Below are 20,456 nucleotides of genomic sequence, written 5' to 3'. Positions count from 1 at the left end.
AGGCCGTTCAACTCCCGCAAATCACGGCGCAAGTGAATTTGCCACAAAAAAAGGCCCTGGAAAAACTCCAGGGCCTTGAACTTTTTAGTCAATAAGGGGGCACTTATCGACGCAAGTCGTAGCACATCAACTTATCCTGCTCTCGCAGGTAGAGTTTGCCGTCAACGATGACCGGGTGGGCCCAGCTTTCCCGTTCCTGGTATTCCGGGGTAAGTGTGCCTTTCAGGACGTATTCCTTCGGATTGGCTTCCACCAAAGCTAGAATGCCCGATTGGTAGCGATAGATAATGTTGCCATCGGCGAACAGAATCGCGGCCGAGCCCTTACCTTCGGGACGGAAGTCGCCACCCCACTGCACTTTGCCCGTCTTCATTTCGACACAGATCGGAAAACCAGCGTTATGCTTGGTGCCGGCGTAGATGTAGTCGCCAACCTTCACCATCCCACCATGGTGGTTCTGGAAGGTCTTCGAGTCGAGGAAGTAAACCTCTTCTGCGACAATCTTGCCACCCTTGTTCTGGATATGAACCAGGCCTGCTCCGGTCTGATAGCCGGTCGAAGCGAAGATGTAATCGCCGTCGATGATTGGATCGGGGATGTTCGCCGTGCCGTTGGCAACCGCGTTGTACGACCACAGCAGTTCGCCAGTGTTCGCGTCAACACCGATCAAGCCGCGGCCGATCAGTTTGACGTATTGCTTACGACCGGCTGCGTTACAGACCAGCGTCGACGAATAGCCTGCTTCGTCTTTGCCCTGGTCGCCCAGTTCGGCTTCGCCGCGTGGGGTCACCCAGATCTCTTTGCCGGTCTTCTTATCGAGGCAAACCAGCAAAGCCTTCGACGAACCAGCACCACATATTAGGCGATCGCCGTCGATCAGTGGCGATTCGGCAAAGCCCCAGGTCGGCAGCGAGGCACCGTATTCTTCCTGCAGATTACGCTTCCAGACGACGTCACCCGACTTGCGGTTCAAACGAGCCACGGTTCCTTCCGACATGACCACGTACAAGTCGTCACCATCGACGGTCGGCGTGCAGCGCGAGCCTTCGTAGCCATGACGAGGAACTTTGTCAGTCAGAATCTTCTTCCAGGCCACCTTCTTCGAGTTCAAATCGAAGGCGACAACGGCTTGCCCATCGTCGAAGTTGCCCGTGGTGTAGAGGTCTTCACCAACGATCGACACACTGGCGTAGCCGGCTCCCAGACCTTCACCCATCCACAGCAACTTAGGCTGCTGATCTTCCCAGTTCGAGATCAGGCCGGTCGCCGACGATTTGCCGTCACGATCGGGACCACGCCACTGAGGCCAATCCTTCGCGGTTTCTGCAGCGAAACCAGGAACGGCAAAACCAAGTAAAAGGATGGCAATCGCGCAATGCCGGGTATTCATGCAAATTCCTTGATGCAATAAGGGGGAGGACTCAAGTTTGTCAGGCGACAATGGAAGGCAGGTTCGCCGTTGGATAGAATAGAGGCGTCTTATCTGCCAAGGGGAACCGTATCCGGCGAAAGTTTAGACCGCCGTAAATTCCCTTGCAACTAATCGTTATATTCACTTATCCACAGTGACGACAGCTTCCCCACGCGAATTTAACGGGCCAGGCTCCAGAAAATGGGCTCGTTTTATCGTTCAGGAATGGTGACCGAACCCCTCGTTGTGCCCCTTTGTCGTAGGAATGGATCGGCCCGCATGCCTTCGCCCTCGTCCAGTTCGACTCAATCTGAATTGCGATGGTATTACGCCGTCGACGATGCCCATGTCGGTCCCGTTTCTGCCACCAAGTTCTGGCAGCTGGCCGAAGAAGGTGTGATCAAAGGCGAAACACTCGTCTGGTGCACCGGCTATACCGATTGGGTCCCAGCACGCACGATCGATGGTCTGTTTCGCTCTCGATTGGGAAGGTCGAGCGACTCGAGCTTCTCGGGCAGTTCGTCCAGTTCCACCCAATTGCAGCCCACACCGATGAAACCGCCGGTGGTTGAAACGCCTGAAGTCGAAAACGATACCACGCTGCTGATGCAGATCGCCAAGTCAGGAATCTTGCTGGGACTGCTCTGCGTCGTGTTCACCCGCGGTTGCGATCAAATTGATCAAGCCCGCGTGGAAGGTCTGGCAGCGGAACGAAGCATTTCAGAACAAGAGTTCGAGCAGCGCGAACAATCGGAACTGCGACCGCTGCAAGATAAAGTGACCGAGTTAAGTGCCCCCAATTACGTTACCGCCGAAGATAAAAAGAGTCTTCAGGAAGCGGTCGAAGTCTTGAAGACATCGAAGGTGCTGTTCGCGACCGAACGAGAGCAACTCGAAAAAGAAGAATGGGGACCTCTGCGAGCGGAAGAGAAACGCGTTGCATCGGAAAAACAATCGGTGCAGATGTTCCGCAAGATTGCTTCGCTCTTAGGAACAACTCTGACGCTGCTCGGCCTCGGCGTCGCTCTCTTCTACGGGCCATCCGACCAGCAACTGGGTATCTGGATTGTGCTGGGCGTGGTGATCGCGGCGGCTTACCTCGCGTAGATATCACACTGCCGTCGGGTTGTAGCGATTTCTGCACGAACCCCAGTGATTTTACAATTGCCAGGGAACTGTTTGGATTCGGTCCGGCAAGTTTTTACATTAGGCCTAGAAACTTTCCTGACACCCCCCTCTGCCCCTCCTCGGAAAGCTGGTCCATGCCCCTGCCCTGTCCTTCCCTGCGCGGATCTGTCGCTGCGTTGCTTCTGGCGACTTCTATGGCCTTGCCATCTTTCGCGGCTGAAAGCGATCAACCCTTTGTGCCTCGCCGGCAAGCAGGCGTGCCTGGTCCGCCCCTTTCGCCTGAAGAAGCCATTGCCAAGATGTCCGTCCCGGAGGGCTTCTCCGTCGAGGTCGTGGCGGCCGAACCCGATCTGGTGAATCCAGTGGCGATGACCTTCGACGAGAAGGGACGCATCTGGGTGACTGAAAGCCTGGAATATCCTCGTTTCGAGCCTGGTCCCGGCCGCGACCGTATCAAGGTGCTGGAAGATACCAATCAGGATGGCAAGATCGACAAGGTAACGATCTTTGCCGAGGGGCTGAACATTCCTTCGGGCATCGCGGTTGGTTATGGAGGCGTTTGGGTGGCCAATGCTCCGGATATCCTCTTTCTGCAAGACACCGATGGCGATCTGAAGGCAGACAAGACGGAAGTCGTGGTGACCGGCTTTGGTCGAACTGACACCCACGAGCTGCCGAACTCGTTGACCTGGGGGCCGGACGGTTACTTGTATGGGCTAAACGGCGTCTTCAATCACAGCCACGTGAAGCATCGCGGGAAAGACTTTGTTTTCACCTGCGCACTGTTCCGCATCGATCCACGGACTCGTGAATTCGAGCTCTTCTGTGAAGGGACGAGCAATCCTTGGGGGATCGCTTTTGATCCGAATGGTGAAGCCTTCGTGAGTGCCTGCGTGATCGATCATTTGTGGCACCTCACCGAGACTGGCTACTATCACCGACAAGGTGGGCCGTATCCTCCGCATACCTGGAAGATTGGTTCGATCGTGAAGCATAAGCACCAGATGGCGGCTTATTGCGGGATCGAGTATTTCGATAGCGATGCCTATCCCGAGCAGTATCGCAACTGCTTGTATATGGGCAACATTCATGGTGGCTGCGTCAACGTCGACGTGCTGCAGCGAGATGGCTCGACGTACTTCGCCAAGCCTCGTCCCGACTTCATGACCGCCAACGATGTGTGGCACATGCCAGTCGATCAGAAGACGGGACCCGATGGCTGCTTGTACGTGCTGGATTGGTACGATCGCTACCACTGTTATCAGGACGCATTGGCTCGCCCGGCGGATGTCGATCGGTTGAAAGGACGGCTCTATCGGGTTCGCTACCAGCAAACTCCCCGAGCAAAACCTTATGACCTGACCCAGGAGTCGGACGACCAGTTAATCGCGCGGCTAGGTTCTCCGAACTTGTTCTTCCGAGAGCTGGCTCAACAAGTCCTTTCTGAACGAGCGAGCGAATCGGCTCGGCCGAAGCTGGAAGCAGTGGTGCTCGATGCGACCGTCTCGCAAAAGACCCGGCTCCATGCTCTATGGTCATTGATCGGTGCACGACAGATCGAAGACACATTCTCGCTGAAGCTGTTGGATAACGACAACGAGCAGCTTCGCCGCTGGGCGGTTCGATATCAAGGGACTGTGCCTTCCGCCAATGCCGACGTGTCTGCGAAGATCCGCGAGTTGTCCCACGATCCGAGTGCCGACGTTCGCTTGCAAGTGGCGATCTTGGCACCCCAGGTCGATTACTTGCCGACCGTCGAGACGCTGCTCGAGGTTCTGCAGAACTCTCCCGACGACAAATTGATTCCACACATCGTCTGGCAGAACTTGCATCCTCAGCTTGAAAAGGAAACGCCCCAGTACCTGACGCTGATGAGTGCCCCGCCTTACTCTACCAGCCCGACGGCGTTGTCGCTGCTGCCACGGGCCGCCGATCGAATTCTCGGGACGCCAGGGCTTTCGGTCGAGCATGTCACCAGGCTTGTTCAATTGTTGGTTTCGCAGCCAGGTCAACAGACTCAGCTCGCGTCCTGCCTCGCTCGGATTTCAGATCAAGCTCGCTCACGAGAACTAACCGGCGAGCGATTGGCTCAACTGAAGAACGACCTGGCGGAATCGCTTTCGTCGATCATGAAGGCCGGGCCAGATCATCCAGGCTATTACCATGCCGCGAATCTCGCATTGGCCTGGCACGATGCTGACGCGAGGAAGATCGTTCCAGGCGTCTTTGCCGCGGCGAAGTCCGCGACCCCGCAGCGTGTCGCCGCTCTCGATGCGATGCTTTCGGCCGGCCATCCCGAGGCGATCGAATTGGTAACGACTTATCTTAAACAACCGTCGGTGAACGAGGCCGAAGTAGGGCAGGTCATTCAAACGTTGGGCAAATCGACCTCGGATGAAGTAGGCCAGTTGCTACTTTCCCGGCTCGATCAGTTCTCGATGGCAAATCGCCCGAAGGTGATCGAAGTGCTCTTGCAGCGACCGCAATGGACGTCGCAGTTGTTATCGCAGATCGAAGGCGGCCAACGCAGCAAGGACCTGCTCTCGGTCAACCAACTCCAGAGATTGGCCAGTAGTTCGACCGACTCGATCGGAAAACAGATCGCCGCGATCTACGGCAAGATCAGCACCGGCCGCGATCCTTCGCGAACCTTCGTCGTGGCCCAGATGCGTCGCCTGGTCACGTCCGCTGAAGGTAACCCTCATCGCGGCGTCGAGGTCTACAACAAGCTGTGTGGCCAGTGCCATAAGCTGCATGGCGAAGGCCAGGAAGTCGGGCCAGAGATCACCGTCAATGGCCGAGGAACCCTGGAGCAGCTTCTCTCGAACGTGTTCGATCCGAGCCTTGTCATTGGTAAAGATTACCAGGCCGTCACCGTACTGACCGTCGAGGGCCGCGTGTTGTCAGGCTTGTTGGTCGAAGATAGTCCAGCACGCGTCGTCTTGAAGATGCAAGGTGGCAAACAAGAGACGATCGCCCGCGACGACGTTGACGAGATGAAGGTCTCGGATACTTCGCTGATGCCGGAAGGAATCGAGAAACAGCTTTCGCCGCAAGAGATCGTCGACCTGTTCGCCTATCTATCGCTGACGAAGTCACCCGGCGATCCGGCTGCCGAATTGATCGCAGGCGCCGGCACGATCGATCCAGCCAAGATCGTTCTGCCAGCGACGGCTCGCAATCTGTTTGTCGATGCCGAGGTAGCCACGAACATCGCTCAGTTCGACGCCGGCAACCGGGGTAATGCTCGTGACATGATCTTTGTGCCAGGGCAGAACAAGTTCGTTCGCAATTCGCAGTGGCACGAGGCCGGCGTCGGCGGTGGTGCCGACCTGGGCGTGTTGACGGAAGACGAGGCAGTCACATGGACCGCAACTTGGGAGAAGCCCGTAGAGGTGAATTTCATCACGCTCTCAGGCGTGTATCCTAATCAGCCGCAGCCAGAGACCGCTTGGGCAGTCGAAGTTCAAATCGATGGCAACTGGCAGACGCTCGAGCGAGGTGTCGGCGGCTGGTATGACAGCGGCCGCTATGTTTGGGGCTGGCCTGGGGCGGTGAGTGTCTCGATCGAAGCCTTGCGAGTGAAGGTGTTCAGTTCGAACGAGAAAACCCCTGTTCGCAGCGTTCATTTTCGCGGCGAACAGGGGTTCTCGTGGTTTGCTGGTAGCCTACCGCCGGAAGCGAATGTAATCCGGCAGTAGGTTTAGTCGGCTTCGGTTAGCTTGCCTTGCGGGTCGCAACGGTAACCGAACCTTCGCGATTGGCATGGAAGACGCCTGGATCATCCGTGCCATCGCCGTCCCAGTCGCCAACGGTTGGAATGTCTTCCCAATCGCCGAGCTGGAAGACCTTGTCGGTCGGATCCATTTCGTGGTTGCCGTTGTCGTCCAGAATCCACTGGCCGCCACGGTAGACACCGATTTCGTCGATGCCGTCGGCATTCCAGTCACCTACAACTGGAATGTCGCCTTCTTGGCCGTAAGCGAAGATCTGATCGACTTCTGGGTTCCAGCGGCCGTCACCATCGGAATCGATGTGCCACATGCCCCCACGGAAGACAGCGATCGTGCTGATGCCGTCACCGTTCCAGTCGCCAACCAGCCCATGATCGCCACCGACACCGAAGTGGAAGGTGTGGTCGATCAGGTCTTGGCGGAACTTGCCATGCTGGGCGACCTTCATGACGCGGGTACCCAGTGGGGCATGTTCTTCGCGAGGCGGAAGGTTCTTGGGCTTCTCGATCGAAACCAACTTGTTGGCAACGTCTGGCAGACCTGGATCTTCTTTGACGGCCCGCGGATCGTTGGGCCATGCCTGACCATAGATACCAATGTCGTCTTTGCCGTCGCCATCCCAGTCACCCACGACGGGCTGGTCGCCGTCGTAGCCGAGCTTGGCGTACATGTCTTCTTCGTCCCAGCGACCATTGCCGTTGAGATCGATGAACCAGTGGCCATCGATGAAAACGCCCAGTTCCGTCACGCCGTCGCCGTTGAAGTCGCCTGCAACTGGAATCGCATCCTTCGAGCCGAACAAACGTTGCAGCAATTCGGATTCTTCACCGTCGTTTCCTTCGGTCATCAAGGTCCAGCGAGCCTGGCCGAGGTTCTCGAAGTTCCACGGATTGATCTCGCCGCTGGCCGAAGTCAGCCAGAACGATTCCGAAGTCGCAACGGGTTCTTTACCGCGTGGGCTACCCGCATCGACGATGCTGAGGTGCCACGTGTAACCAACCGCCGAGCCACCGTAAGGCTGGATCAGCAGCGGCAAGTTCAGCAGCTCTGCCGGTGGAATCAAGTCGGGTGTGGTTGGAGGAATGGCCACGATCGGTGGAGTAACCGGAGGCGTTCCTGGTGGAATTTCCGGTGGCGGAATGAACGGCACCACGCGGATTTCGCTGAAGTTGTTTTCCTGCGACTCGGTACCACCCACCACAAAGATGCGAATGATCGCGTCGTGGCCGGGATCGACCGACAGCGACGAGACTTCGGCACCGGTGGTGCCTGGGTTCACGGCCAGACCGCCCGTGGTACCGACGGAATCGATGCTGTCGATGTAGCCATCTGGATGGATCTGATAAACCGCGTAGAAGCCAGTCTTCAGTCCCTCGAACTTGTAGAAACCGTTGGCATCGGTCACAACTCGGATGGGACCGTTGCCGTAGATGCCTTGCAGCACCAGGTCACTGTTGCCATAGATCGGCAGACCGGAAAAGCCATCTCGGAGTTCGAGCACGACACCTGCCAACGGCGTATCGTCAGCGGTTCGCTGACCATCACGGAGCGAGCCGATGTTGTCCGGCACTTCGCCTGAGGCACTGCTGATGACATCGCCATCCTGGAACACATAACCGGAGAGAGCCGCCGGAGGCAGTTCGCAGAAGTTGTGCTCGTCCAGGTGCTCGCCCGAGTGGGTCACGATGTTCGAGATGCGATCGGTCACCGAAGCATCGGCCAGGCCATTGTGATCGATCTGACCACCCTGGAAGTAGCCACTCGGCTGAGATTCGACGACCGTGTAGGTACCAGGTGGCAAGCCGTTGAACTGGTAATGGCCGTTGGCGTCGGTCGTAGTCGTGGCGATCACGTTCCCGTTGGCGTCCAACAGGCTGATCAGCACGCCGGCGATCGGATCTTCATCCGCATCGAAGATACAGTCCTGATCTGGGTCGACATGGACGAAACCACCGATCGAGGTCGGAAGGACTTCGCCGAAGTCGTACTCGATACCGGATTGCCCGAACTTCAGTTCGATCGTGTGGATCACATCGCCAGGATTCGTGGCCGAACCCTTCGTGGTTCCATTGACCGTACCGGCAGCATCCAGACCGTCGAGGTAGCCGGTTGGCTGCGTTTCGACAATGCGATAGATGCCCTTGGTCAAGCCCGTGAAGTGATAGTAACCGTTCGAGTCGGTTACAAGCGTATCGACCAGGTTGCCGTTCTCGTCGAACAAGCGAACCGTCGTACCGGCGATCCCTTCTTCGCCTGCTTCGCGGATGCCGTTGTTATTACGGTCGTGATAAACGTAACCCGACAGGTCGGCAGGTTCGCTTTCGCAGAAGTCGTATTCGACACCGTTTTGACCGGCCATCAGGACGATCGATTCGATGCGGTCGTTGCCGTTGAACTGGCCGACGGTGATACCCTCGATCGTACCGATCGAGTCGCCGCCATCGATCAGACCTGGAGGCGTGACTTCAACGATTGTGTAGCTGCCTGGCAGCAGTTCGCCGAAGAAGTAGTCGCCGTTGGCGTTGGTGGTGGTGGTCTTAAGCAGGTTGCCATTGGCATCGTACAGATGAATGGTCACCCCTTCGAGCGGACGCGACGTTTCCGATTCGTGATCGCAGTTACCATCTTCGTCGGTCAGGTAGACGCTACCCGAGATTGACGCGTAGAGGTATTCGCCGAAGTTGTAGTTGATACCGTGTTCGTCGGATCCGATCGTGATGCCGTTGATCTCGTCACCAGGATTCACGGCCACACCACGGATCGAACCGTTGATGGTACCAGCCGAATCGAGACCATCCTGGTAAGCGATCGGATGGGTTTCGATCACACGATAGTTGCCTGGTGCCAGGTTCAGGAACTCGTAGAACCCGTTTTCATCGGTGGTGGTGATGAAGGTTTCGTTGGTGTCGGTATTGACCAGCGTGACGGTCACGCCGCCGATGCCTTCGTCGCCACTATCTTTGGTGCCATTGATGTTCTGGTCGTGGTAAACGTACCCGCTCAACGAACCATGCTTGATTTCGCCGAAGTTATACTCGATACCTTCGTCACCCCATTTGACGTCGATCAGGGTGAGTTCGTCGCCAGGGTTAATGGCGGTACCGACGGTCGTGCCCAAGATGGTACCGGCCGTGTCGAGACCATCGATGTATTCAAACGGTTGGATTTCCGCGATGCGGTACTGCCCCTTCACCAGGTCGGTGAACTGGTAGAAACCGTTGGCATCGGTAATCGCCAGGCCAGCTTGGATGCCGTTCTCGTCGAACAACTGAACCAGCACACCCTCGATGCCTTCTTCACCAGCTTCGCGGATGCCGTTGTTGTTGCGGTCGTGATAGACAAAACCCGACAGCGTGGCTGGCAGGTGTTCGCAGAAGTCATAGCTCTGCCCCGAGTCGCCTGAGAGCAGTTCGATGTTCGCGATTCGGTCGTTGCCGTCGAGGTTGCCGACATTGATGCCGTTGATGGTACCAACGTGGTCGCCACCATCGATCAGCCCTGGTGGGGTGATTTCTTCGATGGTATAGACGCCTGGCATCAGGTTGCCGAAGTAGTAGTTGCCGTCGGCATCGGTCGTGGTCGTGGCGACCAGGTTGCCATTGGCATCGTACAGATTGATCACGGCACCTTCGATTGGCGTCGTGTCGATCCCTTCGCCGTAGCAGTTGCCTTCTGGATCGGTCAGGTGAACGTGGCCGCTGATTTCAGCCGGACGGATTTCACCGAAGTTGTAGTTCACACCCGACTGGCCACCCTTCAGCGTGATCGCGCTGATGCGGTCGCCAGGGTTCGTGGCGTTACCGGTCGTAACACCGTTGACGGTACCGGCCGTATCCAAACCATCCTGATAGGTTGGTGGCTGAACGACTTCGATCACTTCGTACACGCCTGGTGGCATGTTGGTGACTTTGTAATAGCCGTTGGCATCGGTGGTAACCAGGAACGACTGCGGATTGCCCAGCACGTCGACCCCTTGCACGCGGATCTGGACGCCAGCGATACCTTCTTCGCCTGCTTCCTTGACGCCGTCGTTGTCGCGGTCGTGGTAGACATAACCATCGATCATCGCTGGCGTGGCTTCCGCGAAGTCGTAATCGACCGCAGCGGTTCCACCGAGTGGGATTTCGATTTCGGTCAGGATGTCGGGATCGCCGTTGACGATAGAACCGCTGGACGAGCCATCGACGCTACCTGGAACGGCACCCACACTGAAGTAACCGGTTGGCTGCGTTTCACGAACCTGGTAGGTGCCTGGATCGAGACCGAGGTCGGTACCAAACAAGTAATTGCCATTGGCGTCGGTAACCACCGTGTGACCGGTGTTCACGAAGACGCCATTTTCTTTCTTCCACAGCGTCAGAGAAACGCCAGCGATCCCAACTTCGCCAGGATCTTGAGTCAGGCTGAGGTTTGGATCGTGATAGACGGTACCACTGATCGAGATTGGCAGCGGATCTTGCAGGATGCTGCCAAAGGCACCGTCGGTTCGGTCGCGGTGACCGGTCGAGTTGTCGGCTGGCAGGTCCAAGCCCGAGGCAATCAACTTCGGATCGTAGGCGTCGATGAACTTGGTGTTGACGGTCGCATCTTTGTAGTGCGGAGCCGAGAATTCACCCGTCAGCAGCGTTCCGTGGAATTCGGCACCCGAAGCAATCGGGTCGATCAGCGTTTCGGCTGGATTGTTCGGATCGTAAATGATGATTTCATCGACGTCGATCGAGAAGCGAAGTTCTTCACCAGCATCGAAGCCAACGAAGTCGATGATCAACCTCAAGCCGTCGTCCGAAACGGTTGCGACGACCGAATCGATACCATTGGCCGAGATCAGCTGAAACGGGAAGAAGGCATCGGCACCGAGGCTACCTTCGGACGTGTCGAAGATCACGTCACCAGCGCTCAGGCCTGGGATGTTGCCGAAGTTCTGGATCTGATCGCCATCGATGATCAAGCGAGTCAGTTGGGTGCCTTCCGCACCGCCTTCGAACGTCACGATGAACGTATCACCATGTTCGTCACCACCAGCGCCGTCTTCTTCGTGATAGATCGCACCCAGTTGGATGGGATCGGCGTCCATGACGCGTCGTGCTTCGAGAGCCTCGATGCCGCGCGAACGAACTGGACGATTGAAAGCTGCGTTCTTTCCGCCGCTGAAAAAGCTACGGAAACGTTGCAATGCATCTTTATAGTGGAAACCCATCAGGCGACTCCTGTGCCTTCCTTTCGCATCCATGCGAAATTGGTGACCAAATTATTTCGAGAAACGGCTGACCGGGACCGTTAACACGGGGGGGGATTTTTGCGCGGTGCCCAAGTCCCAAACGCGGATCGTAGTATCGAACCCGCTTGAGATCATCGTTTGCCCATGGACATCGAGCGTTGCGACAGTGCCTTCATGGCCTGCCACGTGATCAACTTCCTGATACGACGTCAGGCTCCACATGCGAACCTCGTTATCGCTTCCACCAGTGGCGACGGTGTCGTCGTTGGCGAGCGAAACGGAAAACGTCTTGGCATCTCCTGTCGAGATCGATGCCAATTGATGCCCGGAAGCGGCATCATGAATCTTTAGGGTGCGGTCTTCACCGCCCGAGATGACTTTGGAACCATCGGCCGAGAAAACCAGGCCATGGATACGGTCGGCATGAGCGCGGATATCACGAACTCGCTCGCCGCTGTTGGTGTTCCAGATGCGGATTACGCCGTTGCGTCCGGCGGCTGCGACCTTCGAGCCATCGGGCGAAAAGCAGACGGTTCGCTGGTCTTCACTGGCAGCCTTCAGCTTATGAAGGACATCGCCGGTGGTTGGATTGTGGATGGCAATCACGTCGGCGAAGCCTGCCACGGCCAAACGCGAGCCATCGTGGTTGAAGTCGAGTGCCGTGACGACCGACGGAAATTCGCCGGTGCTTCGGAGTTGAATGTTCTCTTGGACATCCCACAGCAGCAGTTGCTGATCGTTACCGGCAGTGGCCAGCGTCTTGCCATCGGGCGAGAAGACAGCGGCACGAACCCAATCGGTATGGTCTTTCAGCGTGAATAGGACGCGACCGGTCGAGATTTCCATGATCCGGACGTAGTGGTCGTCGCCTGCGACTGCCATCAACTTTTCAGCCGGGTGGATGGCGACTTGGGACACGACCGGAGGATGAAGCCGATCAACCGCAGGCTTCAACGTGAGTGCGTGTGACAAACGAACCGGAGGAGCCTGGGCAAGGGTAATCGACGGAACGACCAGAGTGGCGACCGCAGCCGTGGCACCGAGAATGTGCTTATACATCGTGATGTTGCGTCTCCCTCGCTGAACCGATGCCCCGGACTATCCGTAGTTCCAAGGCGTACGAGGGTATTTATCGACACAACAGGAAGGACTTCCTCAGGCGATCGCCGAAAGTTTGCTGGAATAGGTAAACTTTTCCGGATGCGCGACCGCATGCGCTGCTGGCATAGTGGGGAAGTCACCAGCTCGGTTCAAGTTTGCCGAACCTGAGAAGATCTACGAAAAAAGGACACCCGAAGGTGTCCTTGATGGTTGGTCGTAATTCGTCGCCAGCGATGCTATCGCTTTTCGATTGGTACGAATTCTCGCTTCTGCTCGCCGGTGTAGATCTGACGTGGGCGACAGATTCGCTTGGTTTTCGAGCCGTGCATTTCTTTCCAATGAGCGATCCAGCCAGGCAGGCGTCCCATCGCAAACAGGACGGTGAACATCTGAACTGGAATGCCGATCGCTCGATAGATAACGCCCGAGTAGAAGTCCACGTTCGGGTAGAGCTTCCGTTCGACGAAGTATTCGTCGTTGAGAGCAGCTTGCTCGAGCTTCTGGGCCACGTCGAACAGCGGATCCTTGATATCGAGCTTATCCAGCAGGCGATCGCAGGCCTTCTTGATGATCGTCGCTCGAGGATCGAAGTTCTTATAAACACGGTGACCAAAGCCCATCAGGCGGACCTTGCTCTTCTTGTCTTTCGCCAGCTCGACGTATTTGTCGACGTCGCCGCCGTTGTCGATGATCTCTTCCAGCATGTTAACGACCGCTTCGTTGGCACCGCCGTGCAGTGGGCCCCATAGGGCACTGATCCCCGCCGAGATCGAAGCGAATAGGTTGGCATCGGCCGAACCGACCATCCGGACGGTCGAGGTGCTGCAGTTCTGTTCGTGGTCGGCATGCACAATCAGCAGCAGGTTCAACGCGTCAACAAAATCGGGGTCGACGTGGAACGGTTCGCTTGGGACTGCGAACATCATCTGCAGGAAGTTCTCGCAGTACGACAGGTCGTTTTGCGGGTAGATGAATGGCTGGCCGAAGGACTTCTTGTAGCTGTAAGCGGCGATCGTCGGCAACTTGGCCAACAGGCGGTGAATCGAAACTTCCACCTGTTGCGGGTCGTGTGGGTCGAGCGAATCCTGGTAGAACGTCGACAGGGCACTGACCACGCTGGACAAAATTGCCATCGGGTGAGCGTCGCGTGGGAAGCCGTCGTAGAACGATCGCATGTCTTCATGCAGCATCGTGTGGCGACGGATCGAATTACGGAAGTTGGTCAGCTCTTCTTCGGTCGGCAGCTCGCCGTAGATCAACAAGTACATGACTTCGACGAAGTCGCAGTTGGCGGCGAGTTCTTCGATTGGATAACCGCGGTATCGCAGGATCCCTGCTTCGCCGTCGAGGTAGGTGATCGCACTGGTGGTCGAACCAGTGTTCACATACCCTTCGTCGAGGGTGATGAAGCTGGTATCGCCACGCAACTTCGAGATGTCGACCGCCTTTTCATCTTCGGTACCCACGACTACGGGTAGGTCAATCTCTTTACCATCGACGATAAGCTTGGCAGTGTCGGACATGCAGACTTCCTCACAGGGGGCGTGCGCAGTTTTCCCAGATGCTTTCAGACTAGCATTTTTCCGCAACGATGAAGGCATCGCAAGAAGGGCAATGCGGCCAATAGGAGGCGCGGAAACAAACTCTGGTCAGGTTCTTTTGATCGCTACTTTACTCGATTGTTCGACCCAACAAAATAGGCGGTCATGAAACAATCGTAGCGCATTAGCTCTGCTTATCCTGGTTCTTCCGAAGGGCGAGACTATTTCTTGGTGAAAAGCACCAACCAGGCCCTAGATGAACGCCTGGGAAATCCGGGTAATTTTCAGAGGATTTCCCAATTGTGATAAGTCTATCAGCCGTAGATACCCCACAGGGAGGCGGCTGAGAGCATTACTTCTTCTCGTCGAAGATGGTCCAAACCTGAGCTTTGGACTTCACGTCCTTCAAGTAAGTCTCCATTTCGGCCTGACGCCGACCGTTCTGGATCTTCTCTTTGATGCCGACCTGGGCTTCGGTAAAGGGAACCATTCCCGATTCCTTCCGGTCGACAACGCGGACGATATGGAATCCCTCAGCCGACTCAATAATCGGGCTGAGTTGGCCAATCGGCAGGCTGAAGATCGCCTGGTCGACGGTTTCGTTCTTCAAGCTACCCTTGGTGGTCCAGTCGTACTGACCGCCGTTGGCAGCTTTGATCCCCTGCGAGTGGCGTTTGGCCACGGCATCGAGCGGGGCGCCTCGCAGAACCTGGTTCCCCATCTCGGCGGTCGCTTCCCAGGCCGCCTGGCGGTTAGGGAACTCGGAGAACTTCACCATCAATTGTTCCCACTTAGCCTTCGCGGACACTTGGTATTCGTCGCTATGCTCTTCGTAGAAGTCGAGCATCTGCTGGTGGGTGACCTCTTCGTCCTTTTTGATCTTCCGTTGAATCTGTTGCTGGGCGACCAGTTTTTCGACGAACTGGCGTTTCTTTTTCGCCAACGATCCGCCCATTTCGCGAAGTTTCATGTCGAGTTCGGCCTGCGTGGTGACCTCGGCATTCTTCAGGTCGGTCTCGAGCTGGTACTCGTCGTAGTTCTTTTCGAGCATCTGCTGCATCTCTTCTTTACGGTCGGATGGGACCGACCGCATGAAGTCGAGATAGACCACCTTAATATCAATCAGCCCTGGCAACATTTGCTTGAGGGCCTGTTCTTTGAATTGGTCGATCTCTTCTTCCGAAACCGCGGCACGCTGCTCAGGGGTGAGCGAGGCCATCTTTTCGTCGATCATTTGATTGACCGGCCCCAGCACGTCGCCAGCTAAAATGGGCTCGCCATTGACGATTGCGACAATTCGAGCTGGCTTGAACAGATCGTTTCCTTTGGCCGCCGCCATCGGTGGCTGCTGCTGCGGAAGGTTGGCAACCTGAGGGACCGCCTGCTGGGTTTGAGCCATCGGCGGAGCGTAATTACCTTGCGGTGGAACCGAGTAATAGTTGGCCGCGTTGCCAGTCGATGGGTAACCTGCCGGAGCGGCATAGTTGACTGCGGCGGCGTGCGTGGTGGGATAAGGAACCGGAGCTCCATAGTTGGGCATCGTCGCAGGCGAGTCCGAAATCACCGCGGTGGTACCACCGGTGGAAGTTGGACTGGTGGCTGGCATCTGACGGGCAGCCGTGCGGAACTGAGGTTCCGACGCGGCGCGGCGCTGGGCAAAGGGATCCGCCGGTGGTTGTTCGGCTGTTTGAGCCGAGTCACCCTTCCACGGATTCAACCAACCAAATTGTGCCCACGCCGGAGCGGGCGAAAGGAAGCACGTACCGAGGCAGACGCCCGTCAGAACGACGCGGCGGCCAAGGCATTTGCCAGTCTCGTAAGCAGCTGAAATCACGTTGCTTGACTTCCCATCCATAAGGAGCACCCATCTGGTTGCGGCTTCCTGCCGCTTTCGCGCGAGAATTTTGCGGGCGGAGTATAGGAATGCACCTAGTTCGCACGCAACATCAGTCTGGCAAAATCCAATAATTCTGATCCATCCATGCTGGCATTGGGCAAGGGAATATAGGCTTTCGCGTCATCCACGACGCGGAACTTTTTCCCCCGCAAGCGTGCTAGCTGCTGAATCCGAGAGGCATTGGTATATACGAAGACGAGAAAGGTTTGATCGAGTTCCTCTTCGGTATAGATCGCCGATACCTGCCAGAAGGCTGCATCTAATTTCAGCGCGACTACCCGTAAAAGTTCGTCAACTTCCTCAGGTGGGGGCCCAAAGCGGTCGCGAAGTTCTTCGCGGATCTGCTCGAGATCGTGGTCCGAAGCGATTCGCGTCATCCGGCGATAGAGGTCGATCTTCTGTCGCATATCGCCGATGTAGTCGTCGGGAAGATACGCCTCGATCGGCAAATCAATGTCGACATCGATCGACATCTTGGGTGGTAGCTTCTGCAGTCTGCGGACGGCACTTTCCAGTAGTTGGCAGTAAAGTTCGTAACCAACCGTGGCGATGTGCCCACTTTGCTGCGTCCCGAGAATGTTCCCTGCACCGCGGATTTCGAGGTCGCGCATCGAGATCGCGAAGCCTGCCCCCATATGACTGAACTCTTCAATCGCGTGGAGTCGTTTGCTGGCAATTGGCGTCAAATGTTTGCCCGCCTCGAGCAACATATAACAGTAGCCGCGATGGTGCGATCGTCCGACGCGTCCTCGTAGCTGATGCAGATCCGCCAGGCCATATCGGTCGGCCTCGTCGACGAAGATCGTATTCGCATTGGGGATATCGAGCCCGCTCTCAATGATCGTCGTCGCCAACAACAAGTCGAACTTGCCATCGATGAAGTCGACCATGACTTGTTCGAGGGCCCCTTCCGCCATCTGGCCATGTCCGATGCCGATTTTGGCTTCCGGAGCAATCCGCTGCAGTTTGGCGGCGACCAGTTCAATGTCTTGCACGCGGTTATGGACGAAATAGATCTGTCCGCCGCGATTCAGTTCTCGAAGAATGGCATGGCGAATCAGCTCGTCGTTCCAGCGAGAAACCTTTGTCTCGACCGCGACCCGGTCTTTCGGTGGAGTCTCGAGATTGCTGATGTCACGCACGCCTACCAGCGACATATGCAGAGTACGGGGAATCGGCGTGGCGGTCATAGTTAACACATCGATCGTGGTTCGCAGTTGTTTGAGGCGTTCTTTCACCTCGACGCCAAACCGCTGTTCCTCGTCGATGATGACGACCCCCAGATTCTGAAAGGTCACATCTTGCGAGGCGAGTCGATGCGTCCCGATGACGACGTCAACGGTTCCTTCCTTCAGGCCTTTGACGACTTCACGTTGTTCCTTCGCTGTGCCGAAGCGGCTCAATCGAGCGATCGTGAACGGAAACTCGGCCATCCGTTCGCGGAAACTCTTGTAGTGTTGCTCGGCCAGAATCGTCGTCGGAACAAGCACAGCGACCTGGTAACCATTGTCGACCGCTTTGAAGGCGGCCCGCATGGCGACTTCTGTCTTGCCGAAACCAACGTCGCCACAAAGCAGGCGATCCATCGGACGGGGCTGCGTCATGTCTTGTTTGATCGCTTCGATCGCCAACATCTGGTCGTCCGTTTCCTGGTACGGAAACGAAGCGTCGAACTCGTATTGCCAGCGGGTATCAGCGGCGAACGCGATCCCAGGTCGGCTTTGGCGTTCCGCTTGAACTTGCAATAAGTCGGCCGCCAGATCCTTGACCGCCTTCTCGACGTTCTCCTTCTGCTTCTTCCAGACAACGCCGCCAATCTTGGCCAGTGGCGGCCGCGTCTTACTGCCGCCGACATATTTCTGCACCAGGTCGATCTTCGACGCAGGCACAAAAATCTTTGTTTCGCCCTGAAATTCCAGAACGAGATGCTCTTCCGCGTTGCCTTGCTTTTCAATCAGCCGTAGGCCACGGTATCGTCCGATACCATGCCCCAGGTGAACGACCAGGTCTCCCTTTTTCAAATCGAGGAAGCTGTCGATCACCTTCCCCAGGCGACGCGTCTTGGTGCGATGAATCGAAGGACGATGGAAGATTTCGTTTCCGCTAACCAGCACCAGGTTGCCATCGCGGAAGCGAAAACCTTGCTGCAGTTCTCCCAGCACATAGTGCAATCGACCGGTCTTGGCGACCTGGGTGGCATCCAGAATTTCGTGCAGTCGTTCGATCTCGGCTTCGGTCTGGCAAACGATGACGACGTCCAGGCTTTGGCTGACGACATCCAGTTCGCCGCGAACGCGATCGACGTCGCCACTGAACTGCTCGACCGATTCGAAGTTGATATTAGCCGTGACGTTGAACGAGCCACTCGCGATCCCAGCGACCGAAACTTTGCGGAATCGATCGAGCCGAGCCACCGTTTCGGCAAATTCGAACGAATCACGCACGTCATCTACCCGGCGGAGATAATCGCCGGCGGTTTGCTTCATCTGCTCCGGTTCAATCAGCATGAAGACCGCATCGTCCGGCAGGTACTCGATGAAGCTTCCCTGGTGATCTCTCGAATGCTTCAGAGCCGTGATGTCGATCTGTTTGAGAGACTCGACACTTCGCTGCGATTGCACATCGATCTCGCGGATCGATTCGATTTCGTCGCCGAACAATTCGATCCGGACCGGGCCATTCCAGTCTGGGGCAAAGATGTCGACGATCCCACCGCGCAGCGAGAACTCGCCAGGCAGTTCGACCGCACTGGTCGAATGGTACTGATGAACGAGTAGCCATTTCCCGAGTTCCTCTGGTTCCAGTTGCTCCCCGACCACCAGTCGCCGACTATTGGCCAGGATGTTGTCTTTGCCAGGAACCGGTTGAATCAAGCTTTCGATCGAAGTCACCAACAGGCTCGGGCATTTGCCATAAACCAGGTGCTTCAATATCCGCAGGCGAGCCGCATAGATTTCGTCGTGCAGACGACGTTCTTCCGGGGATGATTCCCACGCAGGGAACGAAGCGACATCGGCATCGCTGAAAAGGGACAGGGCTCCTTCCAGTTTTTCGATGTCGCCAAGGTGCGGAGTCACCAATACAACGTGAGGAGAGACGTTTCGCTGGAACGAAGATGCCGCCAGCGCGCACGCCGATCCCCAGATTCCTTCCAGGGTTGCGTCCTCGCCTTGCTTTAAGGCTTCCAGGACTTTCTGGAACGATTCGTTTTGCTCGAAACTTTGCGGCAGGCTTTTGAGCATCGCCGCCGCCTGGTGGGATATAGCAACGCTCATGTTTTATTTAGTCGTGAATTCTAGGGGGAATGGTAGAATCGGGCCAAGCCGAGGCAGGGCAATTTGTCCGAGAAAGCCTCGGCAAGCTCATCGTTCTTCTCAGAAGCCTCCCACCTCATTGCTGAAGGATCGTGCTAGTGAGACTTTCCCTGCTTTGCTTGTTGCTCTCGTTGATTCCGTCGGTTGCCCTTACAGAAGAGGTCCCTGGCTGGGGCATTCATGTCGATCCGGTGGGGAATTGCCCGGTCGACTTCCTGGAGAAGGGAATCTCGATCACCGTGCCTGGTGGAATGCACGATATGAACCCGAAGCTAGGTTCGACCCACGCTCCCCGTGTCTGGAATGAGGTAAATGGGGACTTTCTCTATGAGGTCCAAGTGAAGGACTTTGCCCGGCCCAAGCCGAAAAGCGGCGTGGAAGGTGCGAAATCCTATATAGCTGCTGGCATATTGGTCTGGCAGGACGAAGAGAACCTGTTCCGTTGGACACGATCAGCCAATGGGGACAGCGGAGCTCTGTTTCTCGCTTGCGAGCAGTACGAGGGAGGCGAATTGGTGGGTGGAGGAGCCTATCCCCTGGAGGATAAGCCGATCTGGCTACGCGTCGAACGCCGCGGAGAACGTATTGCCGTGTCTGCCAGCTACGACAATCAGGCCTGGAAGAAGGTTCTCGACCGCCGAATTGGGCTGACAAAGGATGTCAAAGTCGGCGTTATGGGCCTAAGTGTGACCACGGCCGACGCAAAGTTCGAATTCGCCGACCCGTATTTGCTCGCCTCCGAGTGAACTCCCATGCCAAACGCCTACCAATAGTCCCTCCCTGGCAAACTTTCGCGGTTAATTTCCAAAATTATAACATGTTGTGGTGTAAGGGCTTACAGTTCATTTCGACTTTTGGTGGTCAAATTCTCGTCACCCCCGTTTGACAACCCCTGGCAGCCGGTGATACATTGCGTCCTTCCAGTTGAGGGAAACACCTCAGCAGGGAGTAAATCACTTTCTTAAGGAAGTGAAAACGATCTTTGACAATTTGGTTGGTAGATGGCATTTTGCGTGACGAAGCGATGCCGGGTTTGAGGTTTTTGACCTTGAGCCAGACAAGACTTCGTTGCGGCATAAACGATGCAATTTCATAGAGTTATATGGTTATTA

At 56.4% G+C, this 20,456-nt stretch carries 9 protein-coding genes; 3 read left to right on the top strand and 6 right to left on the bottom strand.

What is annotated here, in order from left to right:
- Window positions 1-103 precede the first annotated feature (103 nt).
- Complete coding sequence (locus AB1L30_RS08815) at window positions 104-1,390, bottom strand: PQQ-binding-like beta-propeller repeat protein (protein ID WP_367013052.1); 1,287 nt, start codon at window positions 1,388-1,390, stop codon at window positions 104-106.
- A 300-nt stretch (window positions 1,391-1,690) separates the two neighbouring features.
- On the opposite strand from AB1L30_RS08815, the gene AB1L30_RS08810 reads away from it, so the two are divergent.
- Both AB1L30_RS08810 and AB1L30_RS08805 read left to right on the top strand, forming a co-directional pair.
- Complete coding sequence (locus AB1L30_RS08810) at window positions 1,691-2,518, top strand: DUF4339 domain-containing protein (RefSeq protein WP_367013050.1); 828 nt, start codon at window positions 1,691-1,693, stop codon at window positions 2,516-2,518.
- Between the two features lie 215 nt (window positions 2,519-2,733).
- Window positions 2,734-6,240, top strand: coding sequence for a PVC-type heme-binding CxxCH protein (locus AB1L30_RS08805; RefSeq protein ID WP_367013049.1), 3,507 nt, complete (start codon window positions 2,734-2,736; stop codon window positions 6,238-6,240).
- 16 nt (window positions 6,241-6,256) lie between these two features.
- On the opposite strand, the gene AB1L30_RS08800 is transcribed toward AB1L30_RS08805, so the two are convergent.
- From AB1L30_RS08800 to mfd, 5 genes are all read right to left on the bottom strand, one after another.
- On the bottom strand, window positions 6,257-11,470 hold the full coding sequence (locus AB1L30_RS08800; RefSeq protein ID WP_367013048.1) for an SdrD B-like domain-containing protein: 5,214 nt from the start codon (window positions 11,468-11,470) through the stop codon (window positions 6,257-6,259).
- 51 nt (window positions 11,471-11,521) lie between these two features.
- The gene (locus tag AB1L30_RS08795) at window positions 11,522-12,550 is read right to left on the bottom strand and encodes a WD40 repeat domain-containing protein (RefSeq protein ID WP_367013047.1); all 1,029 of its coding nucleotides are present in this window, start codon (window positions 12,548-12,550) and stop codon (window positions 11,522-11,524) included.
- Window positions 12,551-12,828: 278 nt separating this feature from the next.
- On the bottom strand, window positions 12,829-14,115 hold the full coding sequence (locus AB1L30_RS08790) for a citrate synthase (RefSeq protein WP_367013046.1): 1,287 nt from the start codon (window positions 14,113-14,115) through the stop codon (window positions 12,829-12,831).
- A gap of 370 nt (window positions 14,116-14,485) precedes the next feature.
- Complete coding sequence (locus AB1L30_RS08785) at window positions 14,486-15,967, bottom strand: peptidyl-prolyl cis-trans isomerase (protein ID WP_367013045.1); 1,482 nt, start codon at window positions 15,965-15,967, stop codon at window positions 14,486-14,488.
- Window positions 15,968-16,062: 95 nt separating this feature from the next.
- Entirely contained in the window at window positions 16,063-19,305 is a 3,243-nt protein-coding gene (mfd, locus tag AB1L30_RS08780; protein ID WP_367013043.1) for a transcription-repair coupling factor, read from the bottom strand.
- Between the two features lie 137 nt (window positions 19,306-19,442).
- Here mfd and AB1L30_RS08775 point away from each other — a divergent pair, with 137 nt between their 5' ends.
- On the top strand, window positions 19,443-20,090 hold the full coding sequence (locus AB1L30_RS08775; protein ID WP_367013042.1) for a hypothetical protein: 648 nt from the start codon (window positions 19,443-19,445) through the stop codon (window positions 20,088-20,090).
- Window positions 20,091-20,456 lie beyond the last annotated feature (366 nt).

Source organism: Bremerella sp. JC817, assembly GCF_040718835.1.
Lineage (GTDB): Bacteria > Planctomycetota > Planctomycetia > Pirellulales > Pirellulaceae > Bremerella.
This window is presented reverse-complemented; position numbering and strand designations above follow the sequence as displayed.